Source organism: Francisella adeliensis (genome assembly GCF_003290445.1).
In the GTDB taxonomy this organism is placed as follows: domain Bacteria; phylum Pseudomonadota; class Gammaproteobacteria; order Francisellales; family Francisellaceae; genus Francisella; species Francisella adeliensis.
Map to the genome: position 1 here is coordinate 912,942 of NZ_CP021781.1, position 22,709 is coordinate 935,650.

Genomic DNA, 22,709 nt, shown 5'->3' on the forward strand with positions numbered 1-22,709 from the left:
CAAGATCACTTAACTATTTCAGCTAAAATTCTATGGTAGTTCTTAAACCTCAATAAAGAAATATTACCAGCTTCAATTTGCTCTACTATTTTACAGCCTTTTGAATTTTCTTCATGGGCACAGTTTCGGTACTGACATTCGCCTTTATACTCTTTAAAATCTATAAATCCATCAAAAAGTTCTTCTTTTGTAATATGCCAAAGTCCAAACTCTCGTATTCCAGGAGAATCAATAATATTTGTATCATCATCAATTTCATATAAAGTAGAGGCTGTAGTTGTATGACGTCCTTTTTTTGTGGAGTTTGAAACAGCTTTAGTAGCGGTAATTTTCTCACCAAGAATTGTATTTAAAGTTTCAGATTTACCGACACCAGATTGACCTAGAAATATAGAAGATTTACCTTTAAGAGCTTCTAAAAGGTTATCAATACCAACGTTTTCCTGAGCTGAAATATAGTAAATTTCGTAACCAATTTTTTTATAAATATCCATTAAAGACTCAATATATTCTTTATCTGCTGAGGATTGGCTGTCTACTTTATTTACTATAATAATAGGCTTAATGTCACTATTGTGTAATGCTGCAAGGTATCTATCAATATAATGCTCAACTGGAGCAGGAGAGTGACAAATAATAACAGCTGCTTGATCAATATTTGCGGCAATATTCTTGTTTTTACGCTGATATAGATTTGGGCGAGATATAAGGTTTCTTCTATCATGAAGAGTTGTAATAACATAAGTTTGATTGTTGTACTCTAAATCAACTATATCTCCAACTGTTAGTTCACCCTTAAGATTGCTACGCATTGTGGCATTTATTTTTTCACCATTAGTTAATTTAACGGTTATACTTCCACCAAAATTTGTGATTATTTTTCCAGTATGTGTCAACGATTATTCTATAAATTGCTTAAGTTGTAGTAAGTATAAACTTATCTGTGTTATTTGTTAAATTAAATGCTCAGATGTTTGAATAAAAAGTATATCTTTGCTAGTATCGATACTGTTGATTGAAAAATTTTCATACAAAAGGAGAATATATGAAAAAAACTAAAATTGTTGCTTTACTTGCACTAGCAGGTTTTTCAGGTTCACTTTATGCTGCTGAAGCTACAGAAGCGAGTGCAAATCCGTACGAAGGCTACTGGGTGCAATTTGATGAAGATAAAGATGCTGGTCGTGGTAAAGTACAAGGTGTAATTCATACATATTTAGCGACTAATGATACTCATGGTAAAAAAGGTACATTAGAGATGAATATAGCAGTTCCTATTATGAAAATTAATTCATCAGGTGAAATGGTTCCAGCAGATATTCGATTCCAAAAGGGTGGTGCTGTTAGTGTAGTTAAAGGTGAAATAAATGGGTTTAAATACGATTATACTTCCAATAAAACAAACTTTACTCAAGGCCTAGTGTTCTCAGGTAACCTGCAAAAAGTAGGTGCTGGTTATGATAAGGGTGGTGTACTTAATCCGAATGATGGTAAAACTTACTCAGCTAATGCAATAATCGCAGATGGTGGAAAAACACTTGATGTAAGAGCTTATTATGGCTGGTTTGGTAAAGATGCTCATTGGAAGAAAATCACTCCAGAGCAGTATGAAGCAGTTAAAGAGAAGTGTGGTTTAACAGCCGATAATGTATATCCTTATCAAGATGAAGATGGAAAGCTTAAAGATAGTAAGTTGTTTAAAGAGTGTTATAACTATGACTTTGGTGTAGCTAATCCAACAGCATAAATTTAGTTTTTATAAACTAATTACTACCTAATAAATTTGTATAACTATAGATTTTCTTTATACTTTATTCTTATAATAAAAATATTTTTTCATTCTTATGTTAAGAAAAATTCTTTTAGTACTTTTACCTATATGTGCAACTATAAGTTTTGCAGCTGAAAAAGATGCTTTACCAAATGGTTATTGGCTACAAAAGGATAAAGATACTAATACAAACACATCAGTAATCCAAGCTTACAATAATAAAGACGGTAATTTAAATGCAAAAATATTTGTACCTCTTTCTAATGTTGATGATAATAAAGTTCATGCTCCGATGATTTACTGTAAAAATTGCGGTAAAGGTAGTGCTTATGGTAATGATTATGATTATTCAAGTGGTAAGGATAAATACCAAGGTATGGAATTTGTCTGGAATGCAAAAAACTCTGATGATAACACAAAAGGAACAAAAGGCCCTCTTTACAAAGATGGAGCGGTTTTAAATCCTCATGACGGTAATTATTATCATATGAAAGCACAGACTATAGATAGTGGTCAAAGAGTTTATGTAAGAGCTTTTTGGGGATTTTTGGGTAAAGATGAGTATTGGGAAAGAATAACACCTAAAGAAGCTAAGAAAATCCAAAAGTTATGTGGCCTAACAAAAGATAATGTATATCCATACGAAAATAAAAATGGTGAAGTTGTAAATCAAAAACTTTTTGAAGAATGCTCAACAAGAGATTTTGTAAAAAAACCATTATAACTAATAGGCTTGAAAGTGGAAAATACCCGTCAAATAAAAGTTTTATCAGAAAGTTTAGCTAATCAAATTGCAGCTGGTGAGGTAATAGAACGACCATCTTCAATCATTAAAGAGTTAGTAGAAAACTCTATAGATGCAGAAGCTAGTGATATAACTATCGAGATACAAGAGGGCGGTAAGTCATTTATTCGTATAAGAGATAATGGTAAAGGTATTTCAAAAGATGATTTAGCACTAGCACTAGCACCTCATGCTACAAGTAAGGTTTATAATCTTGATGAGCTAGAATCTGTAGCTAGTATGGGTTTTCGTGGCGAGGCTTTAGCAAGTATTGGTTCTGTTGCAAAAGTTAAGATAATCTCAAAACACATAAGTTCAGAAGAGGCTTGGCAGATAAACAACATCTCAAATGAAATTATACCTGCAGCTCATGTAACTGGCACAACAATAGAAGTCGGTGAGCTTTTTTATAACACTCCTGCACGACGAAAATTCCTGAAAAAGGATAATACCGAGTTTTTACATATATTTGAATTACTTAAAAAGTATATGCTTTGCTACTTTAATGTCGCATTTAAGGTTATTCATAACGGTAAGGAAATCAAAGGCCTATTTGCTGCAAATGAAGCTGAGCTAAAATACAATCGTGTACTTGATTTATATAGTCGTGAGTTTATTGAAAATGCTATTTATATAGATGAAAATGTCGGCGATGCTCACTTGTGGGGTTGGGTTGCAAGCCCTAGGTACAATCGTGCTAGAGCAGATATGCAGAGTTTTTATATAAATGGTCGTATCATCAAGGATAAGATCGTTAATCATGCTATAAAAAGTGCCTATAAAGATGTAATGTATGGTAATCGTTTTCCTGCATTTTTGTTATACTTAGATATGGATCATCGAGAGGTTGATGTAAATGTCCATCCTGCAAAAAGTGAAGTTCGCTTTCGCAATCAACGCTTTATTTATGATTTTCTATATAGTAAGGTCAAAAAAACTATAACTACAAGTGCAGATGTACAAGCTGATGATAAGTACTCTCAACCTGTAGAAGATATTCATCAAGCAAATAACAATCCGCTTAATATCGGCAATATGAACCTTGATATAGAGATTAAAGCCGAAGATTTTGAAAGTAAGAGCGAGTTGAGTTTTTCAAATACAGCTAATACCACAGAGTTTAAGCAACCAACAAATACAGAAGATAAAACACAACAAACTAGTGGTTTAGGGCAAGCAATTTGTCAGATTCATGGAATATATATACTTTCTCAAATTGAGGGTGGTGTAGTGCTAGTAGATATGCACGCCGCTCATGAACGAATACTTTATGAAGAAATGAAAGAAACTTGGCACTCAGATGCTCAAAAGTTTAAGCAAAATCTTCTTATGCCTATGACTTGTCAGTTAGCCGTAAATCAAGTTGCTACTATAGATGAAAACCTAGAAGTTTTTGAAAAGCTTGGGTTTGAAATCTCAATAGTTGCTGATGATGCCATACTTGTTCGCTCAACGCCAAATTATGTAAAAGATAAAGATATAAAAGATCTTATCTCAAATGTAGCTACAGAGCTTAGTACTTCTGGTAAGACTAAAAGCGTAGAGTTTTATCTAAACCACATATTAGCTACAGTGTCTTGTCATGCAGCAGTTCGAGCTAATGATAAACTCACACTACCAGAGATGAATCATTTATTAAGACAAATGGAAACAGTTGAAAACTCAGGGCAATGTAATCATGGTCGACCAACTTGGGTGAGATTGTCTAATTCTCAGTTGGATAATTTCTTTTTGCGGGGTAGGTAATGAAAAATTATGATATATACTTTGAAGATCAACAGATAATTTTATCTTATACTATTGCATCATATCCAGTAAAAAATGACTGGATTAGTGATAAAAATGATAATGAAGGTTTTTGTTTATTGAAAACTTTTGGTTTAGAAAAAATAAATATATTGAAAAAAGAAGACGATACCTATTTTTTTGTTATCTCAAATAAAATTAATAATGATGGCTATTTCATTATTGATAAAAAAATATTAGGTTTAAAATTTGATTTGTTAATCCATGAAAGTTTAGAGTGTTTAGACCTAAAATTATTTGTTTCAAAATTAACTCATTTTCCTGAAGTTTCTATCTTCAATAAGATAGATGACTTAATTAATGAACAAATTATTATTGGAGGTAATCATAAATCTAGTATCTCGCAGGACACTATAGAATTTATAATAAATACCCTACCAACAAATACAGAGGTATCGCATTATTTTAATTCTAGAATATCTAATGTAGTTAATGAATATTTTGATACAACTATCGATTATCAATATAAGCTAGAACGATATGTTAAAAATCGACTAAAATATATTCCAAAGTCTCATATCGAAACAAATGAAATAAATAAATTAGAATTAAATAAATTTATTTATATTGGAGACATATTAGAGACTGAATTAGATAAAAATGAATATAATGAAAATCAATGGCAAAATTTTATTGCAAAAATAATAAGATATATCTATCCGAAATATATAGAGGTCTTTGAGACTATTCATGTGAAAAGTGACTTCAGAATGGATAACAAAAAAGAGATAGATATTATGATGTTAGATGTGAACGGCAACATAGATATAATAGAGGTGAAACAACCATTTAATAATAATTATTTGTTCTGCAAACAAACATATAGAGGAAACTATACTCCCACAAAAGCATTTAGTGGTACTATAATGCAGACAGAGAAATATCTTAGGTACTTAACTAGACTTGGAGAGAAAGGCGAAAAAAATCTAAAAAATAGTTTAGTTAAAAAAAATAATGGTATAAAAAGTGAGAGCTTAGAAAAATTGAAAATAACAAACCCAACCGGTATGATTATTGCAGGAAGAAGTAATGATTTTAATGAAGCTCAACTTTTAGATTTTGAAATAATAAAAAGGAAATATAAAAATGTTGTTGATATAATGTCTTATGATGACCTTCTTAATCGAATTAATAGTATAATTGATTCATTGAAGGATGAATGATTGTAAATTACAAGACGATATATTCAATACAAAAGTTCATTGAATACATTCGACAAGCTCAATATGTCATAGATGACTTTTTGAATCCAATAAAAACAAGGCTTACGATAGGCACAGCCAACTTATTTGTGGATATAATATAGCTTCTGAAAATTATGGTGAAAAAAACTGCAGTGAAAAATGAAAGCAATGCTATCATACTCAAAGCAGTTCAAGTCAAATGAATAATAAAATTAGTCAATTAGTTATATAGTTTCAAATAGTCTATATTTCAATTATTTGGTAAGTGAAAATATGAAAAGTTATTTTAAAGCAAGAAGTGAATTATTTACAAACAAATCTTTTAGCTATGCTTGTGCAATGTCATTCTTTAATGCTGTCGTTGTTGGTGTTGCATATGTATCTATTAGCTGGCATCTATTATCTATAAAAAATAACATAGAAGTAATAATTATCTTCATGCTTACTTGGTGGACTTCAGGTGTTTTATTGTCTCCTATTACAGGGTACTTTGCAGATCTTGTTTCAAGAAGGCTGATAATAATACTGGTTAATGTATTTAAGGTTATATTATTGTTAGTGTTTATATTGTTTGTAAGTATGAACTCCTTAACATCAATATATTTATTTACAGGTTTATGGGGCATTATATTGGCTTTTTTTATGCCTGCTATGATGATAATGTCTAGAGAATTATTTCCAAATGACAATGTTTTACTATACGCAAATAGTACTATGGATGGGTTATTTGAATTTGGGATGATCTTTGGGATGTCTTTGGGAGGCGTTTTAATTGCTTGCTTTGATATGCATCAAATTATGATTGTAATGTTAGTTTGTAGTGTCTTAGCGATGTTTTGTAGTTTCAAAATTAGAGCTGGTAGGTATATAGAAAATAACCAAGGCGGTTTTTTAAAGAATTGGCAGGAAGTAATAAGTTATCTTAATCAAAATACAGCATTATATTGGTGTTATTTAGCTCAGATAGGAATGACTTGTTTATATATGATAGCTCCGATATTTATATCTCCTTATGCAAAAAATATATTAGGAGCATCATCATTAGAGTTTGGAATGATTGAAGTTGCTTTTTCTATTGGTTTTATTATTGGAAATATTTTATTGCCATATATGATAGAGAGGTTTTCTACAAAGCTAACTTTAGTTCTTTCAATAAGTATATCTGCTATCGCATATTTGCTTTTAGCATTAAATGAAAGTATATCTATGGCTATTTCATACTATCTGATAGCAGGCATATTTATATCATCATGGGTTATAATCGTTACATTAGCTCAAAAAAATACGCCTATAAATTTACAAGGTAAAATCCAAGGTATTGCGTATGGTTTATCTGGGTTGGTGGTAATGCTTGTATATGTTTTGTTTTTTATAATTGACTATATTTGTCCTTTACCGAGTAACAGATGGTTCTATATTTTGGCTATATTAGCATTATGTACATTATGGCCAGCATTTAAAGGTATAAGTAGTTTAGAAAGAAGTAATAAGGTATAAGTTAAAAGATAGACTGTATTCTTTATTTTATAAACCTTGCATCTAAACTATTTTGGATTAGTTTATTTATATCATTATTAGTTAGATTCAGACTTGAGGCTAATTGCTTATAATTCTCATTAAGATAACCACCAAAATAAGCAGGATCATCCGAGTTTATAGTAACTTTTACACCCATATCTAATAAAAGCTTAGCAGGATAATCTTTTAAATCAGGGGTCACTTTTAATGATTTATTTGATAATGGACACATTGTCAGAGCTATATCATCTTTGATTATTCTTTGTATTAACTCTTTATCAGTAATTATCGCATTACCATGGTCTATTCGGTCAACTCCTAATATATCGAGAGCTTGCCAAACATATTCAGCGGGTCCTTCTTCACCAGCATGAGCCACTAAAAACAAGTCTTCCTTTCTAGCTAAATTAAAAAGGTTTTTAAACTTAGTTGGAGGATTGCCAAGCTCAGAACTATCTAGGCCTATACCTATAAACAATTCACGATAATTCATAACCTGCTCAAAGCATTCTAAAGCACTTTTTTCTGATAAATGTCTAAGAAAGCAAACAATCAAACTAGCTTTAATTCCAAAGTCTATTTCAGCTTGTTGTATAGCCTTATTTATACCCATAAATACATTTTGTAGATTAATTTTTCTTTCTAGATGTGCTTGAGGGTCAAAAAACATTTCTGTATGAGTGATATTTTCATCGGCTGCTTTTTGAAGATAAGCATAAGTTAAATCATAAAAGTCTCGTTCGGTAATTAATACAGACATACCTTGATAATAAAGATCTAGAAATTGTTGTAAATTATTAAAACTATATGCTTTTTTTATTTCTTCTATAGTTTTGTATTTTAGTGGGATGTTATTCCTTTTTGCTAATTTAAACATCATTTTGGGTTCTAGACTACCCTCTATATGCATGTGTAACTCTGCTTTTGGTTTAGCTAATAATTTTTGATCAAACATTATTTATGAGTTTTTAAATAAAATATGCCCCTAAATATAGCATATAAAGTTATGTTTTCTCAACTTGTATCTTACGCTTATTTTTTTATCTAAAGATTTATGGTAAAGTCACAGATAAAGAACTTCATATAAAGTAGATTATGAAAAAAATATTTTGCTCGATAATTATAGGTAGTTGTCTTTTAAATTTAAATAGCTGTATTTTGATAGCAGGGTCATCATATGCTGTAGACCAGGAAGCGACTTATTCGAAAAATTTTGATTACTCAGTAGCACAAGTAAGCCAAGCTGTTTTAGATTTATTTAAGAAAAATAAAAACATAACTATAACCAAGAAAATAGTCACTACTGAAAAATCAGTAATAGACGGTACGGTCAACTCTAAAAAATATAAAGGGAGTTTTACTGTTTCAGTAGTCGCTTTAACAAATATCTCATCAACTCTAGAAATAAAGTATGATATTTTTGGAGATGAGGTTAAATCAAAAGAATTATTAGAAAAAATAAATAAAGATTTAGAGGTAAAATATAAAAATAGTACTAATTAGAGTTTAAGGTATCCAAATACTTCTCAGCATCTAAAGCAGCCATACAGCCTGTACCGGCAGAAGTTACAGCTTGCTTATATACATGATCTGCTACATCGCCAGCAGCATAGACACCTTGGATATTTGTCTGAGTAGCATCACCTGTTAGACCAGATTTTACTTTTATATAGCCATTTTCCATTTCAAGCTTACCTTCAAAGATACCTGTATTTGGCGTATGTCCAATCGCGACAAATACTCCATGGACATCAAGCTTAGCTTCTTCATTAGTTTTGATGTTTTTTACACGGATAGAGTCTACGCCCATATCATCACCACAGACTTCTTCAAGAGTGCTATTCCATAGGATTTTGATATTACCAGTTTGAGATTTTTCCATTAGTTTGTCGATAAGAATTTTCTCAGACCTTAGAGAATCTCTACGGTGAATTAGAGTTACAGATTTTGCAATGTTGGATAAAAAAAGAGCTTCTTCAACAGCAGTATTACCGCCACCAATTACAGCTACATCTTTATTTTTATAGAAAAAGCCATCACAAGTAGCACAAGCAGATACACCTTTACCCATAAACTTCTCTTCTGATTCTAAGCCTAAATATTTAGCAGTAGCACCGGTGGAGATGATTAGGGCATCACAAGTATATTCCTCTAGCTCACCTGTAAGTTTAAAAGGTTTATTTGTAAGCTCTACGGCATTTATCGTATCGTACACTAACTGTGTGTCGAATCTCTCAGCTTGTTTTTGTAGATTTTCCATAAGCTGTGGTCCCATGATACCGTCAGCTTCACCTGGCCAATTATCTACATCTGTAGTAGTCGTAAGTTGACCACCGGGTTGCATTCCTGTAATAATCACAGGGTTTAAGTTTGCACGAGCTGCGTAAATTGCTGCAGTAAAGCCAGCTGGACCTGATCCTAGTATTATAAGTTTATGATGAGTTGCCATTTAAATGTTTTAATATAATAAGTATTGTTAGAATTATAGCATCTTTGCTATAGTTTTCGAGCTTAGCTATAATTACATATCATCTAAAGCAGTTGTGCTTGCTTATCGGAGTAAAAAATCATGAAAATACCAGCTTATATAGTTCTTAGGGGGTTGACTCTAATATTGATTGCTATTGGATTGGGTTTGGTGTCTCTTTCTATCTTAATACAAACATCAGAAAATAGCCTATTACAATATAGAGCACTCTCGTTTGGGATTGGGATAATACTCTTACTAATCGCGTTTATTGGACCCATTAGAGTTGTATTTCATGGGGCTCAAATACCTGTTGAAATAAAAAGAACAATAGCTATACAAGCATTTGCGTTACCTATCTCGGGTATTGCTTTTATTATCGCAGCTATTATAGATACGAGTAATTATGTGGCATTTGCTTATATAGTGATTGCAGGTTGTGCTATTTATTCAGCTATATTTGGATTCTACGTATTAAGCAAAACATTGCCAAATACATTTTATATTAGTGAAATGCTGAGTATATTAAAATCTACAGGCATCACAGGTAACAAAAAAAATAGCCAAGCAGACCAAGCTTTTCAACGCTGGACAAATGGAGGAAGTGAGGGGCTAGCTATTGGTAAACAAGCTGTTGATGGTACAGTAGTTAAATTAGATGGTACAGAAGTACTTCTGTCTTCTTTTTTGTCAGATAAACCACTAGTACTAAATTTTGCATCATATAGTTGCCCACATTATAGAAAACGAATAGCTGAACTTCAAGAGTTAATGAAAAATTGGAAACCTTTGGGTGTTGAGTTTTTAACTATTTATACCGCTGAAGCACATGCTGAAAATGGCTGGAAACTTGTTGATCAATATATCAATGATTCAGAATATACTGCAGAAGTAGACTTTTGTTTTCCCTATGCAAAAAGTATAGAAGATCGTAAGAAAATGGCAGAATGGCTGATTAGTAAAAAGAATCTTGAAATGCCTGTTGTGTTAGATACTATTGATGATAACTTATTAAAAGCTTACAATTCGTGGCCAATTAGGCTGTATGTTATTAATGATGGGAAGATAGCTTTTTGCGGTGATCAAGGACCTTTTGGCTATAATCCTTCTAGCTTAAACCCGACATTAGAAAAATTAATGAAATAATATCTATTTTATCTAGATAATCTGTTTCAATTTAGCAAAATTATCAATATAAGCAAAGCTATCTAAAGATTTAATATCAACACCATTATGATAACCATAGCTAACCATTACAGACTTTACATTAGCATCTTTTGCACATAAAAAATCATTTTCTGAGTCGCCAATCATTAGACTTTCATCGGCTTTGGCATTTAGTTTTTCCATAGTAAAAAGTAAAGGTTCTGCATAGGGTTTATAGCTAGAAGTAGTATCTCCACCAACAATCAGCTCAAAGTAGTCAATTAAGTCTAAGTGAGTAAGAGATTGTATGGCATCTTCTTCATGCTTATTTGTCACAACTGCCATTTTGATGTTTTTTGATTTGAGATAATTTAGCGTATCAACTACGCTAGGATATATTTTGCTATTTGAACTATTTAGAGTTTTGTATGTTTGACTAACTATTTTTACGCCTTCATCAGCTATTGATTCGATATAGTCATTATCATCAAAGTCTAATGCTAAAACCTTTCTAACAGTAGTGGGATAGCCTTTGCCAATTATATTTACTAAAACCTCTTCAGATACTGGTGCAAGCCCAAAATGTTTACGCATAGTATTTGTAGCAACTGTTAAATCTCCAACAGTATTTACAAGTGTGCCATCTAAGTCAAAGAATATATTTTTTATCATGTTAAAATTTTATAATTATTTTCTGTGGTGATTATAGCTAATATATATAGGCTATGTAAGGGGAGAATATATTTAAAGATTTAGAAATTCATTTTTTATAAAATCACTTAGCATTCTAACTCTATACGGTTGATAGTTTCTAGATGGATAAACGAGGCTTATTCTGTTGTCAGGTTTATCTTTAGGATCAAACAGAACCTTATATTTTGGAAGTATTTGTACTATTCTTCCAGAAGCAAGATCATCTTTGATATCCCAATATGATTTCTCAGCAACTCCAAAGCCTTCAAGACACATTTTGCGTATTATGTAGCCATTATTTACAATATATGCAGCGTTGATGTTTAGTTCAATCTTATTTCTTTCATCATCAATCAAGTACCATTTTTTTATAGTAAACGAATTAATTTTTAAAGTTATAAACTGGCACTTTTTAATAGCATTGATGTCATTAATATTTGAGATATTATTTTTCTGTAAATACTCTGGACTTGCACAAAGTATTCTATAGTTATCTACTAGGTGTTTGGATATAAAGCTACTATCAGGAAGATTTCCAAATCGAATAGCTAAATCAAATGGAAACTGATTATAAGACACTACATCGTCTGTAAATAAAATATCATATTCAATATTAGGGTTTTCTTCTTTGAATCTTTTAAGAATAGGTAACACTAGCCGTTGCCCAAGATCAAAAGGAACAGTTATTTTAATGCTTCCTTCTGCGGATATTTTATCGTTTAAGATATTATCTTTTACAGCATTCAACTGCTCTAAAAGTTTTATAGACTCACTATATAAAGTTTCACCTGCTTTTGTGGGCTCAATCTTTCTCGTAGTTCTTATTAGGAGTTTGGTTTGATAGTACTCTTCTAGAGCATTAATTTTATTGCTTATGCTAGCAGGAGATAGATAAAACTCTCTTCCAGCTGCTGAAAGGCTACCTTGATTAACCACAGCAATAAAAAGTTTTAGTTCATCGAGCATTTTCATCTTTTAGTTTTTGTAAAAGGTGTATTAGGTATTTGATATATTATCATTAATAAAATTAAAAGTATAATAGCAGTTAAACAATGAAAGTTTAAGTTTATAAGGAAAAAACTATGAAAAACATTCTTATTATAAATACTCATAAGACCTATCAACATACTGCCGGGGATTTGACAAAAACATTAATCAAAAATGCTCAGAATAAGCTTCTAGAAAAAAATTATAGTGTACTAACTACTCATGTGGAGCAAGGTTATGAGATTCAAGAAGAAGTAGAGAAGCATTTATGGGCGGATATCATTATTTTACAAATTCCTGTTCATTGGATGGGAGTATCATGGATTTTTAAGAAATATATAGATGAAATTTTCACAGCGGGAATTCAAGGAGTGTTTTCAGATGGTGATGGTAGAACTCGTAGTGATATAAAAAAGCAGTATGGAACGGGAGGGAAACTTACAAATAAAAAATACATGCTGTCATTAACATATAATGCGCCCTTTGAGGCATTTTGTAACAAAGATCAATATTTATTAGAAGGTAAAACACCAGATGATATGTTTTTGCCGATGCATTTAAATTTTAGATTCTTAGGGATGCAAAAAATACCAACTTTTGTGATGTATGATGTGGTTAAAAACCCTAAATTAGAAGATGACTTTATCAAATTTGATGAGCATATTCAGAAATACTTTTAATTTTAAGGAAGGTTTAATATGAAAAAAGGAATTTTACCATTAATGCTAGGTAGTCTTACTATAGGTATGACAGAATTTGTGATGATGGGTGTTTTGCCTCAAGTAGCTAGTTACTTTAATATCAGTATTCCTCAAGCGGGTCACTTGATAAGTATATATGCAATCGGTGTAATAGCAGGAGCACCACTATTGATATTTTTCTCATCAAAATATAGCCCTAAAACTTTGCTAATAGCTATAAGTATAATGCTAGCATTGTTTAATAGCTTGTCGATATTTGCCACTAATTATGAGTTTTTGATGCTTACAAGATTTTTATCTGGTTTACCGCACGGAGCATTTTTTGGTGTGGGATCAATTGTTGCAATGAGAATTGCCGACCCAGGTAAAGAGTCTCAAGCTATAGCATTAATGTTTGCAGGGCTAACGATTGCTAACTTAATAGGTGTTCCAGTAGCTACCTCTATAGCATATATAGTAGGGTGGCAAGTAGCGTTTGTAATGGTCGGTTTAGCAGGGCTTTTGACTGTAATTACGGTATTGATGTTTATCCCGCATTTAGATTCTCAAGAAGAGAGTAAAGCTGATGATACTCAAAGTAGCATGGCAGTATTAATGAGAGCAGATAGTTTTTTAGCTTTAGGTGTTGTATCGTTAGGTTTTGCAGGATTGTTTGCATGGTATAGCTATGTGGCACCATTAATGACTAATGTTACACATCTTTCTGAGGGTAGCGTTCCGTATATATTATTCTTAGCAGGTTTAGGTATGTTTTTTGGTAACTTATATGGTGGTAAATTAACTGATAAAATAGGCTCTACAAATGCAACTTTAGTTACTTTATTCGGCTTAATAGTAGCTTTAATACTTATGTATCTATTTGCTCAATATAAAATATTATCAATAGTTTTAAGTTTTAGTATCGGCTTCTTCGCATTTGCTTTAGTACCAGCAGTTCAAACTTTACTTATCAATGTATTTAAAGGAGCTGAAATGCTTGGGTCTATCCTTAGTATTGCAGGGTTTAATATTGCCAACGCAATAGGTGCTTATGTTGGAGGTTTACCGATAGAACATGGATTCTCATATTCAAGTAGTGTGGTAGCGGGAATGTTTGTATCTGTATTAGGAATGGTATTATTACTGATGTTGAAGTATAAAGTTTTCTCGCATAGAAAGGCTATTTTAGAAGCTTGATTTTAACGCAATCATCTCATCTATTTGACTAATTTTAATTTTTAAAGGTCTGCCAAAAAAGATTATATCTAAGATGATTAGCTTATTATGTTATGATTGATATACTAATTATAGTCCTATAACAAATTAAAAATCAAATGGTAAATATACATATAAGTACACCATTAATAGAGTCACTTCCTTTTAGTAAAAAAATACAAGCTAATGTCTGGCTTAAATTAGAAGCACTACAACCTTGTGGTTCATTTAAAGCTAGGGGAATCGGCTATGCATGTCAAAAATATGTGGCAAATGGAGCTGTAGCATTAGTTTCATCTTCAGGAGGGAATGCAGGTCTAGCTGTTGCTTACTCTGGTCGCCAATTAAACATACCTGTTACTGTGGTTGTTCCAAAGACAACTAAGAAGCAAGCTATTGATTTGATAAAAGCTGAAGGGGCGAATGTTGTTGTAACTGGAGCTGATTGGTCTGAAGCACATGCATATGCGATAGAAATATCTAAAGATGAGGTAAAATACATTCATCCATTTGATGACCCTTATATATGGGAAGGACACGCTTCTATTGTTGATGAGATATTTTCTAATAATTTTAGGCCAGATGCAATAGTACTGTCAGTAGGTGGTGGAGGGCTTCTTTGTGGAGTAGTAGAAGGACTTAAGAGAAATAGTGAAAATATTCCTATATTAGCTGTTGAAACTAGAGGCGCTGACTCATATTCTCGTGCTTGCTTAGCAAAAAAACATATTGAACTTGATAGTGTTTCTAGTATTGCAACATCACTTGGTGCAAAAAGGGTAGCTAAACGAGCTTTTCAGTTAGCAAGTGAATATGATATTGTGAATCATACAGTTTCTGATGCAGAAGCTGTAGATGGATGTTACCATCTTCTTAAGGAACATCGTATTTTGGTTGAGCCTGCTTGTGGAGCGAGTTTAGCTGCTCTCGATAGTGCTAGTGAGTTCTTGAAGGATAAACATAATGTTGTTGTAATTGTCTGCGGAGGTGTTGGAGTAACTATTGATTTGTTAGAAGAGTGGAGTAAATCAAAATAATAAATTATAATCAGGTTATTCTTATTTATGTTTAACATCTCATTTGTTTGAATAAAGCAATCATCTCATCTACCTGACTAATTTTAATTTCTAAGGCTGAGGTTGGAAAAGCAGAAGAGCGATTACCTCGTAAGATTTTTTCAGAAGCTGAGCAGTGAATATTTGCTACTTTAGTAGTATCTAAAATCTCTTTTACATTTCTTGAATTGATCCCACCACCAGGCATTATTTGGATTTGATTACCAAATTCTTTTTGTAAAGATTTTATAGTTTCTAAACCTTTAACTACATTTGTAGCTCCACCAGATGTAAGGATTCTATCAAAGCCTAATCCGATAATCTCTTGAGTTGCTTGATTCATACCATCAGCTAGATCAATTGCACGATGAAAAGTTAGTTCTTTACCTGCTTGTTTTGTGAGCTCTATAAATGGTTTTAGAAACTCTCTATCTATTTGATTATCTTTAGTTAAAGCACCAATGACAATACCATCTACACCAAGCTCTAGCATCAGTTTACAGTCAGCAAGCATAATCTTTTGGTCTGTTTTGTCATAGTAAAAGTCACCAGCACGATGGCGAATCATAGCCTGTAGAGAACCTGTGAAATTTTCTTTTGCAAAAGTCACTAAGCTAGGCGAGGGCGTAAGTCCTTCAACTCCAAGAGCTGAGCATAGTTCAAGCCTATCAGCATTAGCTTTTTGAGCGTTTAGGATTGATTGGTAGTTATCTATACAGATTTCTAAGGTTATCATTTGTTGAAAGTAAGTAAAGTATCATGATATATATTATATTTGTTTAGGTGTTATACTTAAATATCTAAAATATAAAAGTTCATCAATGATTATGAAATTGGTAACAAAAAGAACAATCCTTGAAATCTTAGACTCAAAAGATGCTCAATTAATGTTGGATTATTATGTTGAAAATGAAGAACATTTAGAATCGTGGGAACCAATAAGAGAAGATAGCTTTTTTACATTACAAAATTTTTCTAAAATGTTGGATCAAAATCAGCAAGATTTTAAAACTGGTTCGGCTTTGAGGTTTACTATTTTTGATGAAAATAGGAATTTTGTTATAGGTGTTTGTAATTTTACAAATATTGTATATGGGCCATTTCAAGCTTGTAATCTTGGATATTCTATAGCAGAAAAGTACCAAGGTGTGGGACTTATGAAAGAAGCTTTAGAAGCAGCTATTGATTATGTATTTAATGAATTAAATTTACATAGAATTATGGCAAACTATTTGCCATCAAATAGTCGTAGTGAGAAATTATTAGCAAAACTTGGGTTTGAAAAAGAAGGTCTTGCCAAGTCATATCTTAAAATAGCTGGTAGATGGAAAGATCATATTCTTACATCAAAGATAAATCCTAAACATAATGATTATCAATAATTAAAATTACAAAATATAGGAAGAACTTATGAGCAAATTATTTATAGTTTATTTAGGCGGTAGTGCACCAAAAGCAAATATTGAGTTACACGATATACAGTTTGTGGTTGGAGATACCATTGAAGCTACTTATGAGCAACTTAGACAAAACTGGTTTGGTACTGTCAAAGGCTTACATCTTGATAGCTATAAAGCTCTAAAAGGTGCTGATGGATATAAGATATCGCTAGAAGATAAACCTCAAGATTTTGATAAAAAATTATATTTTGTAAATCTTGGTGGCTATGATGAGTCTAAGCTTAATGAACTACACGAGTTTGCATTATTTGTAGCTAGTGATAAAAATGAAGCTAAAGAGAAGGCAAAAAATAGTTTGCTAACAAAATCTATACATCAGCATAAAGATAACCTTATGGAAGTTGATGATTGTTTAGAATTAAGTTTGTTAGATGGTAAGTATATTCATTTACATCCAAGTGATGAAAAATACGACTTAAAGCCTGATTGGTTTGGGTATAGGGTTATTGGGTAATTATGAATAATTTTATTAGTCAGGTAGTAAACGGCAAAATAAATACTCTTAAATCTTCATATAAAGAAAATAAGTCTATTAATCATCAGGGTGTAAAAGGAAATGTTAATGAAATATTACTCAGGGAGCTCATACAAAGTGTAATTCCTAATAAGTATAGTTTTACTAGAGGAGTTATACATGATAGTAAAGGATTTCAATCAAATGAGACAGATATTATAATATATGATAGTGAAATCTTGCCAACAATTTTATTTGGAAGCGAACTAGGATTTGTCCCAGCAGAGTCAGTTAAATATAATATTGAAGTCAAAAGCACTTTAAATAAGACAGAACTTAAAAGTACAAAAAATAAATTTGATAACATTTTAAAATGTGAAGGATATGATGGTATTAATACTTTGGTTGCATTTGCAAGTGATTTAAAAGCTAAGAGTGAGATTGAGAGATATTATGAAATTGATAAAGACAATTTTATGAAATCTCCATTAATCAATATTCTAATGGTGCTTGATAAAGGTTATTATTTTTTTGATTCAAAAAAAATGTATTTAAAGGATGTCTTAGATAAAAATACATTTCTAAAAGATTCAACAGCTAAAGAGCAGCAAATATTTCATATTGATGGTAATCCTATTAAAGTAGATCCTGGCGGGATATTACAAACAGAAGGAGATTTAATTCTTGGTCAACTTAACTATGATGATATATATTTTTATATTAATAGGTGGTATGGTTTAAGTGTCGAGTCACATTCTTATACTAATGAATGCTTTTTAGGATTTTTATCAGCTATTTCAAATACTCTTTCTGGTGAAAAGTTTGGTAAATATTTGTTAAATGATATTGATGTAGAGCCCAAAATATACTCTGAATGTGTAATTGATATGTGGGGAAATATTAGTTATAACGATGTGGATTTTAGTGGATACAGCAATTCTAAACTAAAGGAATCAACATACTCTGTTGTATTAAATAATAAAAAGATGGGAAATAAAATAGAAATATTTCCTAAGAATAGTGATTCTTAGGTTACCAACTCAGCCTGCTTCTTAACAGGCTCATCCATATTATCAGTCCAAACCCAATAGTAAACAGGCTCACTACCTTTAAAACTAGCTACGAAGTAGTCATCATTATTATCGATAGCGTGAATAGTTAGCTCATCTAAGTAACCAGTTTTTAGATGGCGTAAATCTTTAGCAGCTTCAAGTACAGCTTCTTTTACAGACATTCCCATTTTCATATATAAAACCACAGAGCGAGCGGTACCACAGCGAATAGCCATCTCACCAGTATGAGTACAAGCACAGGCACCATAACGAGAGTCTGCATACGAGCCAGCTCCGATTATAGGGCTATCTCCAAGCCTACCAGGATATCGCCAACCCCAGCCAGAAGTGCTAGTAGCTGATGATATTGTATCATGAGTATCTTTTGAAAGATAAACTGTAGTGTCAAATATCTTCTCAGGGTCTACAGCAAATTTACTTAATTCAATAAGTGGGATATTTGGAAAATCTTTTTCTTGTTCTAAAGTTAGATGTTTATCTAAATGGTCTTGCCAAACTTTTTTTATTTCAGGTAGAAGATTATCAATTTTAGTAGCTTTTATTTCATCTGCAAATCTATCAGCTCCATCACCAACTAGTATCTCGTGGTGTAATTTTTGCATAACCTCGTAAGCCACTTCAACAGCATTTGCATAGCCTTTTAATGCTCCAATCGAGCCTGTGCGTAAATCATTGCCATCCATTACAGAAGCATCGAGTGTTACATTACCTAAAATATCAGGCCAAGAGCCTCTACCAACAGTTTTGATAGTTGTATCATTTTCTACAAGTTTGATTCCCTCTATAATAGCTCTTAAACTATTCTCTTTATTTTTAAGTCGTTTAAAAGCTTCTGGTACGCCACCACGACCTTCATCATTTGCTATTAGTATCATTTTTAGACCTTTAATTTTGTAAGTTTTTTTAACATAGGTGTCAATGCAAGTAATATAACAGCCATAATTATTGCTGCAATAAAAAGTTTGAAATATCCATTAGCAAAACTACTTGCAGGAGTATCTTTTGTAGCAGCAATCTTTGAGCTAATTACTCCACCAAAAAAGCCTGCATAAGCACTGATTGTCCACCATACACCCATCATTGTGGATTTTAGATGATTCGGTGCTAGGCGAGTGACAAGGGCTAGCCCTACAGGAGATATACAAAGCTCACCAAATACTAACATCAGATAACATAGTAAAACCCAAATTACATTAGCTTTGCCTGTACTTGCAGCGATTGAGCCAGCTATGCTTAAAAATAAGAAACATAAAGCAAGAAATACCAAGCTAAATACAAATTTTAACTCATCAGATGGTTCTTTATTAGAATTGCTTAGCTTTTGCCATAGGATTCCAAAAAATGGAGTAATAATAACTAATAAAGTTAATTGACTTGCCATAACCGTAGTAACAGGCATATTGAAACTAAAAATATTAAGCTCAATATTATGCTTGATAAATAAAGGTATACTAATAGAAGTTTGATTACTTAATGACCAATAGAAAAGCATAAATATTGATAGTATTAGAAGAATTGCAATATTAGTCTTTTGAGCTTTCTCAAGAGATTTCCATAGAGACATTAAGTATAGAAGTAACACAATTCCTGATAATGAAATAATTATCATTGATTCAGTAGGGTGGGCTATAAGATAAGCAAAAATACATGCTGAAAACATTACAAATAAGATTATAGCTTGCCAAACATTTAACCCTAAGAACAGTTTTCTTTGCATAATTTCATGCTTTGGTTCATCACAGCTTTTAGGGAAATTATTTTTACCAAGCTCAAAACATATCAGACCTAATGCCATACCAAAAGCTGCTAAACTAAAACCATAATGCCAGCCGATTTTCTCTCCAACAAATCCAACTATAAATGTTGCTAATACCGAACCAAAATTTATACCTGTATAAAAGTATGCAAAGCCACTATTTCTTAGAGCTTCTCTATCATCATAAAGCCTACCAACCATTGTAGATACATTAGACTTAAAAAATCCTGTACCAGCAGATATACAGCCAAGCCCTAAAAACAGAGCCACATTACTAGTACCTGATAGTGCCATTATTATATGGCCAGTCATAATAGAAACACCGCCTATAAGCACACAACGACGATAGCCAATAACTCTATCTGCTAATATTCCACCTACTGCAGTAGTAATATATAGGTAAGTTACATAGCTACCAAAGACTAAAGCAGCATTAGCATCAGTAAAACCAAGGCGTTCTGTCATGTAAAGTATTAAGATAGCTGATAGACCATAGAAACTAAAGCGTTCCCACATTTCAGTAAAGAATAAAAACTTGAGACCTTTAGGGTGTTTGAGATGTTCCATGAGTTATTAGAAAATAAATACTAGTAATTTGATTCTAGCTAAGCCTTGCGAGATAGTCATTATTATTTTTTATATACTTTTTAATAATTATTGTTTTTCATGATATTTTTATTGATAAGCGATAATTTTATGTATAATATTAGTGTGGATTTAACAACAAAAGGAAGTTTTATGAAAAAAATTAAATCAATGAGTAAAAAATATAGAGTAATATTTCAGCTAATGCTTGTTTTGGTAATAGTAGTTACACCTATATTTTGGCTAACTGTTGACACAAAAATAGATATTTTTAGTTCTATTGGTATGAGTAGTATCTATAGCCCCTACATTAACTCTCCTATGCTAATGTCAACGAGAATCTTTGCTATAATTGTTAGTCTAATTCCAATTTCAATAGTTTCCTATGCCTTAATAGCTTTAATCAGGTTATTTAAATTTTATGAGCAGGGTAATATATTCTCAGTAGAAACAGTTAATCAATATAAGAAACTAGGCAAAGCATTAATTTTTTGGTTCTTTGGAATAATGATTTATGATGCTTTAATATCTCTAGTTTTGACTATGAATAATCCTGTTGGTCATAGAGTTATTTCAATTACTATAGGAGGTATAGACATTTTAGCAATTATTGCAGGATCTGTAGTACTAATTATTTCTTCTGTTATGCAACAAGCTCAAGAGATTGCTGATGAAAACAGTTTAACCATATAAAGGAGAAGAGAATAAATGTCTATTATCATTAATCTAAGCGTTATTTTAGCGGATAAAAATATAAAATCTAAAGATCTTGCAAAAGCAATTGGAATTACAGAACAAAATTTATCTATTTTAAAAAACAATAAAGCCAAAGCTATTCGATTTTCTACATTAGAGGCAATTTGTAAAGAGCTAGATTGTCAGCCAGGAGATATTATAAAATTTAAAAAATAGTATTACTAACTGAAATTACTAAATTTTTTTATTAAATATCCTTATTATCCATTAATTTTTCTAGTCCAACATAAGCTACATTAAATATCACAGGACCAAGGAATATTCCTATAAAGCCAAATGCTTGTAGTCCACCTAATATACCAAGCAAAGAAGCAGCAAAGCTTAGAGTGACACCTTTATTAATAATCTTAGGTTGCATAATATTATCTGTAAACATATTCAAACCAAACCCAATCACCAGTACGATTATAGCTTTAGTAGAGCCTAATAATACAAAAATACCGAAAGCAAGAGCTATATAAACTATTGAAACCATAAAAGGTATCATTGAAGCTAATGCACAAATAAAAGCAAATAGTACAGGACTTGGTAAGCCAATAGTTATAAATGTTGTTCCCATAATAATACCAACTAAAACAGCAGTTGATATAATAGCGATACTCACCCTTCTAGTAGTATTAATTGCTGCCTCAATAAAGTTATCACGATCATTAAAGTCTTTAAGAACTACTTTTTTGAAAAACTGTTCAACAGTAGTACCACTCACTAAAAATTGGTACATCACTAAAAGTGTAATAAGGAAATTTGTTATAAAGCTTAATGAAGTAAACCCAACATACTTCAGTGCTGGTAGAACTTGATCAATATTTTTTAGTATTTTTTCTTGGTCTTTTTGAATAATAGCAATAAAGTCATTTAATTTTTGGTCTAATTGATCTCCAATGTATGGAATTTTTATTAAATAATCTCCTAGCTGTTTTGATGACTCACTTAGAGATTGAATATTTTGAACATAAAGAATTATTTCATGGATAGCATAAGAAACAATTATAAGTAAAGGTATAAATACCCCTAATAAAATTACTAAAGCTAGAAAAAAACTACTCCTATGCTTACCAATGTGTACTTCTAATTTTTTTTGAACTGGTGCTAATATGATAGCTAGTAAGCTAGCAAATAATATCGCGTAAATAAAAGGGTAGAGAACCCAGACTATTAGAGCTCCAAGTAGGCAGACTATTACAAGTTTTTTGATATTTGAGTAAGACATTTTTTGAGTTTATAACTAAAGTTATTTTAGTATTAGAATAACAGGATAATAGGCTTTATAAAACTATATCAATAAAATCAGCTATTATTTGTTAATTTTGGTTTGAAGA

24 protein-coding genes are annotated in these 22,709 nt (G+C 31.5%); 15 read left to right on the forward strand and 9 right to left on the reverse strand.

Features of this window, described 5'->3' with window-relative positions; all coding sequences use genetic code 11:
* Positions 1–5: 5 nt before the first annotated feature.
* Positions 6–896: a ribosome small subunit-dependent GTPase A gene (gene rsgA, locus CDH04_RS04475; RefSeq protein WP_234393411.1), complete on the reverse strand. Its 891-nt coding sequence runs from the start codon at positions 894–896 to the stop codon at positions 6–8.
* 149 nt (positions 897–1,045) lie between these two features.
* Between rsgA and CDH04_RS04480 the strand changes: the two genes are divergently transcribed.
* From CDH04_RS04480 to CDH04_RS04500, 5 genes are all read left to right on the forward strand, one after another.
* The gene (locus CDH04_RS04480) at positions 1,046–1,747 is read left to right on the forward strand and encodes a DUF2147 domain-containing protein (RefSeq protein ID WP_112869883.1); all 702 of its coding nucleotides are present in this window, start codon (positions 1,046–1,048) and stop codon (positions 1,745–1,747) included.
* A gap of 97 nt (positions 1,748–1,844) precedes the next feature.
* A complete protein-coding gene (locus tag CDH04_RS04485) occupies positions 1,845–2,495 on the forward strand; it encodes a DUF2147 domain-containing protein (RefSeq protein ID WP_112869884.1) in 651 nt (216 codons plus the stop codon).
* Positions 2,496–2,510: 15 nt separating this feature from the next.
* Positions 2,511–4,301, forward strand: a complete 1,791-nt coding sequence (gene mutL / locus CDH04_RS04490) for a DNA mismatch repair endonuclease MutL (RefSeq protein ID WP_244909967.1) — start codon at positions 2,511–2,513, stop codon at positions 4,299–4,301.
* On the forward strand, positions 4,301–5,524 hold the full coding sequence (locus CDH04_RS04495; RefSeq protein ID WP_112869886.1) for a Shedu immune nuclease family protein: 1,224 nt from the start codon (positions 4,301–4,303) through the stop codon (positions 5,522–5,524). The genes mutL and CDH04_RS04495 overlap by 1 nt, the downstream gene beginning before the upstream one ends.
* 294 nt (positions 5,525–5,818) lie before the next feature.
* Positions 5,819–7,042, forward strand: coding sequence for an MFS transporter (locus tag CDH04_RS04500; RefSeq protein ID WP_112869887.1), 1,224 nt, complete (start codon positions 5,819–5,821; stop codon positions 7,040–7,042).
* Between the two features lie 22 nt (positions 7,043–7,064).
* Here CDH04_RS04500 and CDH04_RS04505 read toward each other — a convergent pair whose 3' ends face one another.
* A complete protein-coding gene (locus tag CDH04_RS04505; RefSeq protein WP_112869888.1) occupies positions 7,065–8,018 on the reverse strand; it encodes an adenosine deaminase in 954 nt (317 codons plus the stop codon).
* A 140-nt stretch (positions 8,019–8,158) separates the two neighbouring features.
* On the opposite strand from CDH04_RS04505, the gene CDH04_RS04510 reads away from it, so the two are divergent.
* Positions 8,159–8,566, forward strand: coding sequence for a DUF3568 family protein (locus tag CDH04_RS04510; RefSeq protein ID WP_112869889.1), 408 nt, complete (start codon positions 8,159–8,161; stop codon positions 8,564–8,566).
* Here CDH04_RS04510 and trxB read toward each other — a convergent pair.
* Positions 8,559–9,512 (reverse strand): thioredoxin-disulfide reductase, encoded by a 954-nt coding sequence (trxB, locus tag CDH04_RS04515; RefSeq protein ID WP_112869890.1) that lies wholly within the window; start codon positions 9,510–9,512, stop codon positions 8,559–8,561. The genes CDH04_RS04510 and trxB overlap by 8 nt on opposite strands.
* A gap of 120 nt (positions 9,513–9,632) precedes the next feature.
* Here trxB and CDH04_RS04520 point away from each other — a divergent pair, with 120 nt between their 5' ends.
* Complete coding sequence (locus CDH04_RS04520) at positions 9,633–10,676, forward strand: deiodinase-like protein (protein WP_112869891.1); 1,044 nt, start codon at positions 9,633–9,635, stop codon at positions 10,674–10,676.
* Positions 10,677–10,688: 12 nt separating this feature from the next.
* On the opposite strand, the gene CDH04_RS04525 is transcribed toward CDH04_RS04520, so the two are convergent.
* Both CDH04_RS04525 and CDH04_RS04530 read right to left on the reverse strand, forming a co-directional pair.
* Positions 10,689–11,348: an HAD-IA family hydrolase gene (locus CDH04_RS04525; RefSeq protein WP_112869892.1), complete on the reverse strand. Its 660-nt coding sequence runs from the start codon at positions 11,346–11,348 to the stop codon at positions 10,689–10,691.
* Positions 11,349–11,420: 72 nt separating this feature from the next.
* Positions 11,421–12,341 carry a LysR family transcriptional regulator gene (locus tag CDH04_RS04530; RefSeq protein WP_112869893.1) on the reverse strand — a complete coding sequence of 307 codons (921 nt, stop codon included), beginning with the start codon at positions 12,339–12,341 and terminating at the stop codon, positions 11,421–11,423.
* A 110-nt stretch (positions 12,342–12,451) separates the two neighbouring features.
* Between CDH04_RS04530 and CDH04_RS04535 the strand changes: the two genes are divergently transcribed.
* The 3 genes from CDH04_RS04535 to CDH04_RS04545 all read left to right on the forward strand — a co-directional run bounded on the left by CDH04_RS04535 (position 12,452) and on the right by CDH04_RS04545 (position 15,288).
* Positions 12,452–13,036 carry an NAD(P)H-dependent oxidoreductase gene (locus CDH04_RS04535; RefSeq protein WP_112869894.1) on the forward strand — a complete coding sequence of 195 codons (585 nt, stop codon included), beginning with the start codon at positions 12,452–12,454 and terminating at the stop codon, positions 13,034–13,036.
* 18 nt (positions 13,037–13,054) lie between these two features.
* A complete protein-coding gene (locus CDH04_RS04540; protein ID WP_112869895.1) occupies positions 13,055–14,233 on the forward strand; it encodes an MFS transporter in 1,179 nt (392 codons plus the stop codon).
* Between the two features lie 137 nt (positions 14,234–14,370).
* Positions 14,371–15,288 (forward strand): pyridoxal-phosphate dependent enzyme, encoded by a 918-nt coding sequence (locus tag CDH04_RS04545; protein WP_112869896.1) that lies wholly within the window; start codon positions 14,371–14,373, stop codon positions 15,286–15,288.
* Positions 15,289–15,319: 31 nt separating this feature from the next.
* Here CDH04_RS04545 and CDH04_RS04550 read toward each other — a convergent pair whose 3' ends face one another.
* On the reverse strand, positions 15,320–16,042 hold the full coding sequence (locus CDH04_RS04550; protein WP_112869897.1) for a copper homeostasis protein CutC: 723 nt from the start codon (positions 16,040–16,042) through the stop codon (positions 15,320–15,322).
* 52 nt (positions 16,043–16,094) lie between these two features.
* On the opposite strand from CDH04_RS04550, the gene rimJ reads away from it, so the two are divergent.
* From rimJ to CDH04_RS04565, 3 genes are read left to right on the forward strand one after another with little or no spacing between them, the layout of a single operon-like run.
* The gene (rimJ, locus tag CDH04_RS04555; RefSeq protein ID WP_265575284.1) at positions 16,095–16,688 is read left to right on the forward strand and encodes a ribosomal protein S5-alanine N-acetyltransferase; all 594 of its coding nucleotides are present in this window, start codon (positions 16,095–16,097) and stop codon (positions 16,686–16,688) included.
* Positions 16,689–16,716: 28 nt separating this feature from the next.
* Entirely contained in the window at positions 16,717–17,220 is a 504-nt protein-coding gene (locus CDH04_RS04560) for a DUF1543 domain-containing protein (RefSeq protein ID WP_112869899.1), read from the forward strand.
* 2 nt (positions 17,221–17,222) lie between these two features.
* Positions 17,223–18,251, forward strand: coding sequence for a DUF6602 domain-containing protein (locus CDH04_RS04565; protein ID WP_112869900.1), 1,029 nt, complete (start codon positions 17,223–17,225; stop codon positions 18,249–18,251).
* Here the strand turns inward: CDH04_RS04565 and CDH04_RS04570 are convergent.
* Together CDH04_RS04570 and CDH04_RS04575 are read right to left on the reverse strand one after the other, a co-directional pair.
* Positions 18,248–19,168 carry a glycosylasparaginase gene (locus CDH04_RS04570; protein ID WP_112869901.1) on the reverse strand — a complete coding sequence of 307 codons (921 nt, stop codon included), beginning with the start codon at positions 19,166–19,168 and terminating at the stop codon, positions 18,248–18,250. The genes CDH04_RS04565 and CDH04_RS04570 overlap by 4 nt on opposite strands.
* 2 nt (positions 19,169–19,170) lie before the next feature.
* Positions 19,171–20,616, reverse strand: coding sequence for a peptide MFS transporter (locus tag CDH04_RS04575; RefSeq protein ID WP_112869902.1), 1,446 nt, complete (start codon positions 20,614–20,616; stop codon positions 19,171–19,173).
* Between the two features lie 171 nt (positions 20,617–20,787).
* Here CDH04_RS04575 and CDH04_RS04580 point away from each other — a divergent pair, with 171 nt between their 5' ends.
* Positions 20,788–21,327, forward strand: a complete 540-nt coding sequence (locus CDH04_RS04580; protein ID WP_162699198.1) for a DUF2975 domain-containing protein — start codon at positions 20,788–20,790, stop codon at positions 21,325–21,327.
* Positions 21,328–21,342: 15 nt separating this feature from the next.
* The gene (locus CDH04_RS04585; protein ID WP_112869904.1) at positions 21,343–21,546 is read left to right on the forward strand and encodes a helix-turn-helix domain-containing protein; all 204 of its coding nucleotides are present in this window, start codon (positions 21,343–21,345) and stop codon (positions 21,544–21,546) included.
* A 31-nt stretch (positions 21,547–21,577) separates the two neighbouring features.
* On the opposite strand, the gene CDH04_RS04590 is transcribed toward CDH04_RS04585, so the two are convergent.
* On the reverse strand, positions 21,578–22,600 hold the full coding sequence (locus CDH04_RS04590; protein WP_112869905.1) for an AI-2E family transporter: 1,023 nt from the start codon (positions 22,598–22,600) through the stop codon (positions 21,578–21,580).
* Between the last annotated feature and the right edge of the window lie 109 nt (positions 22,601–22,709).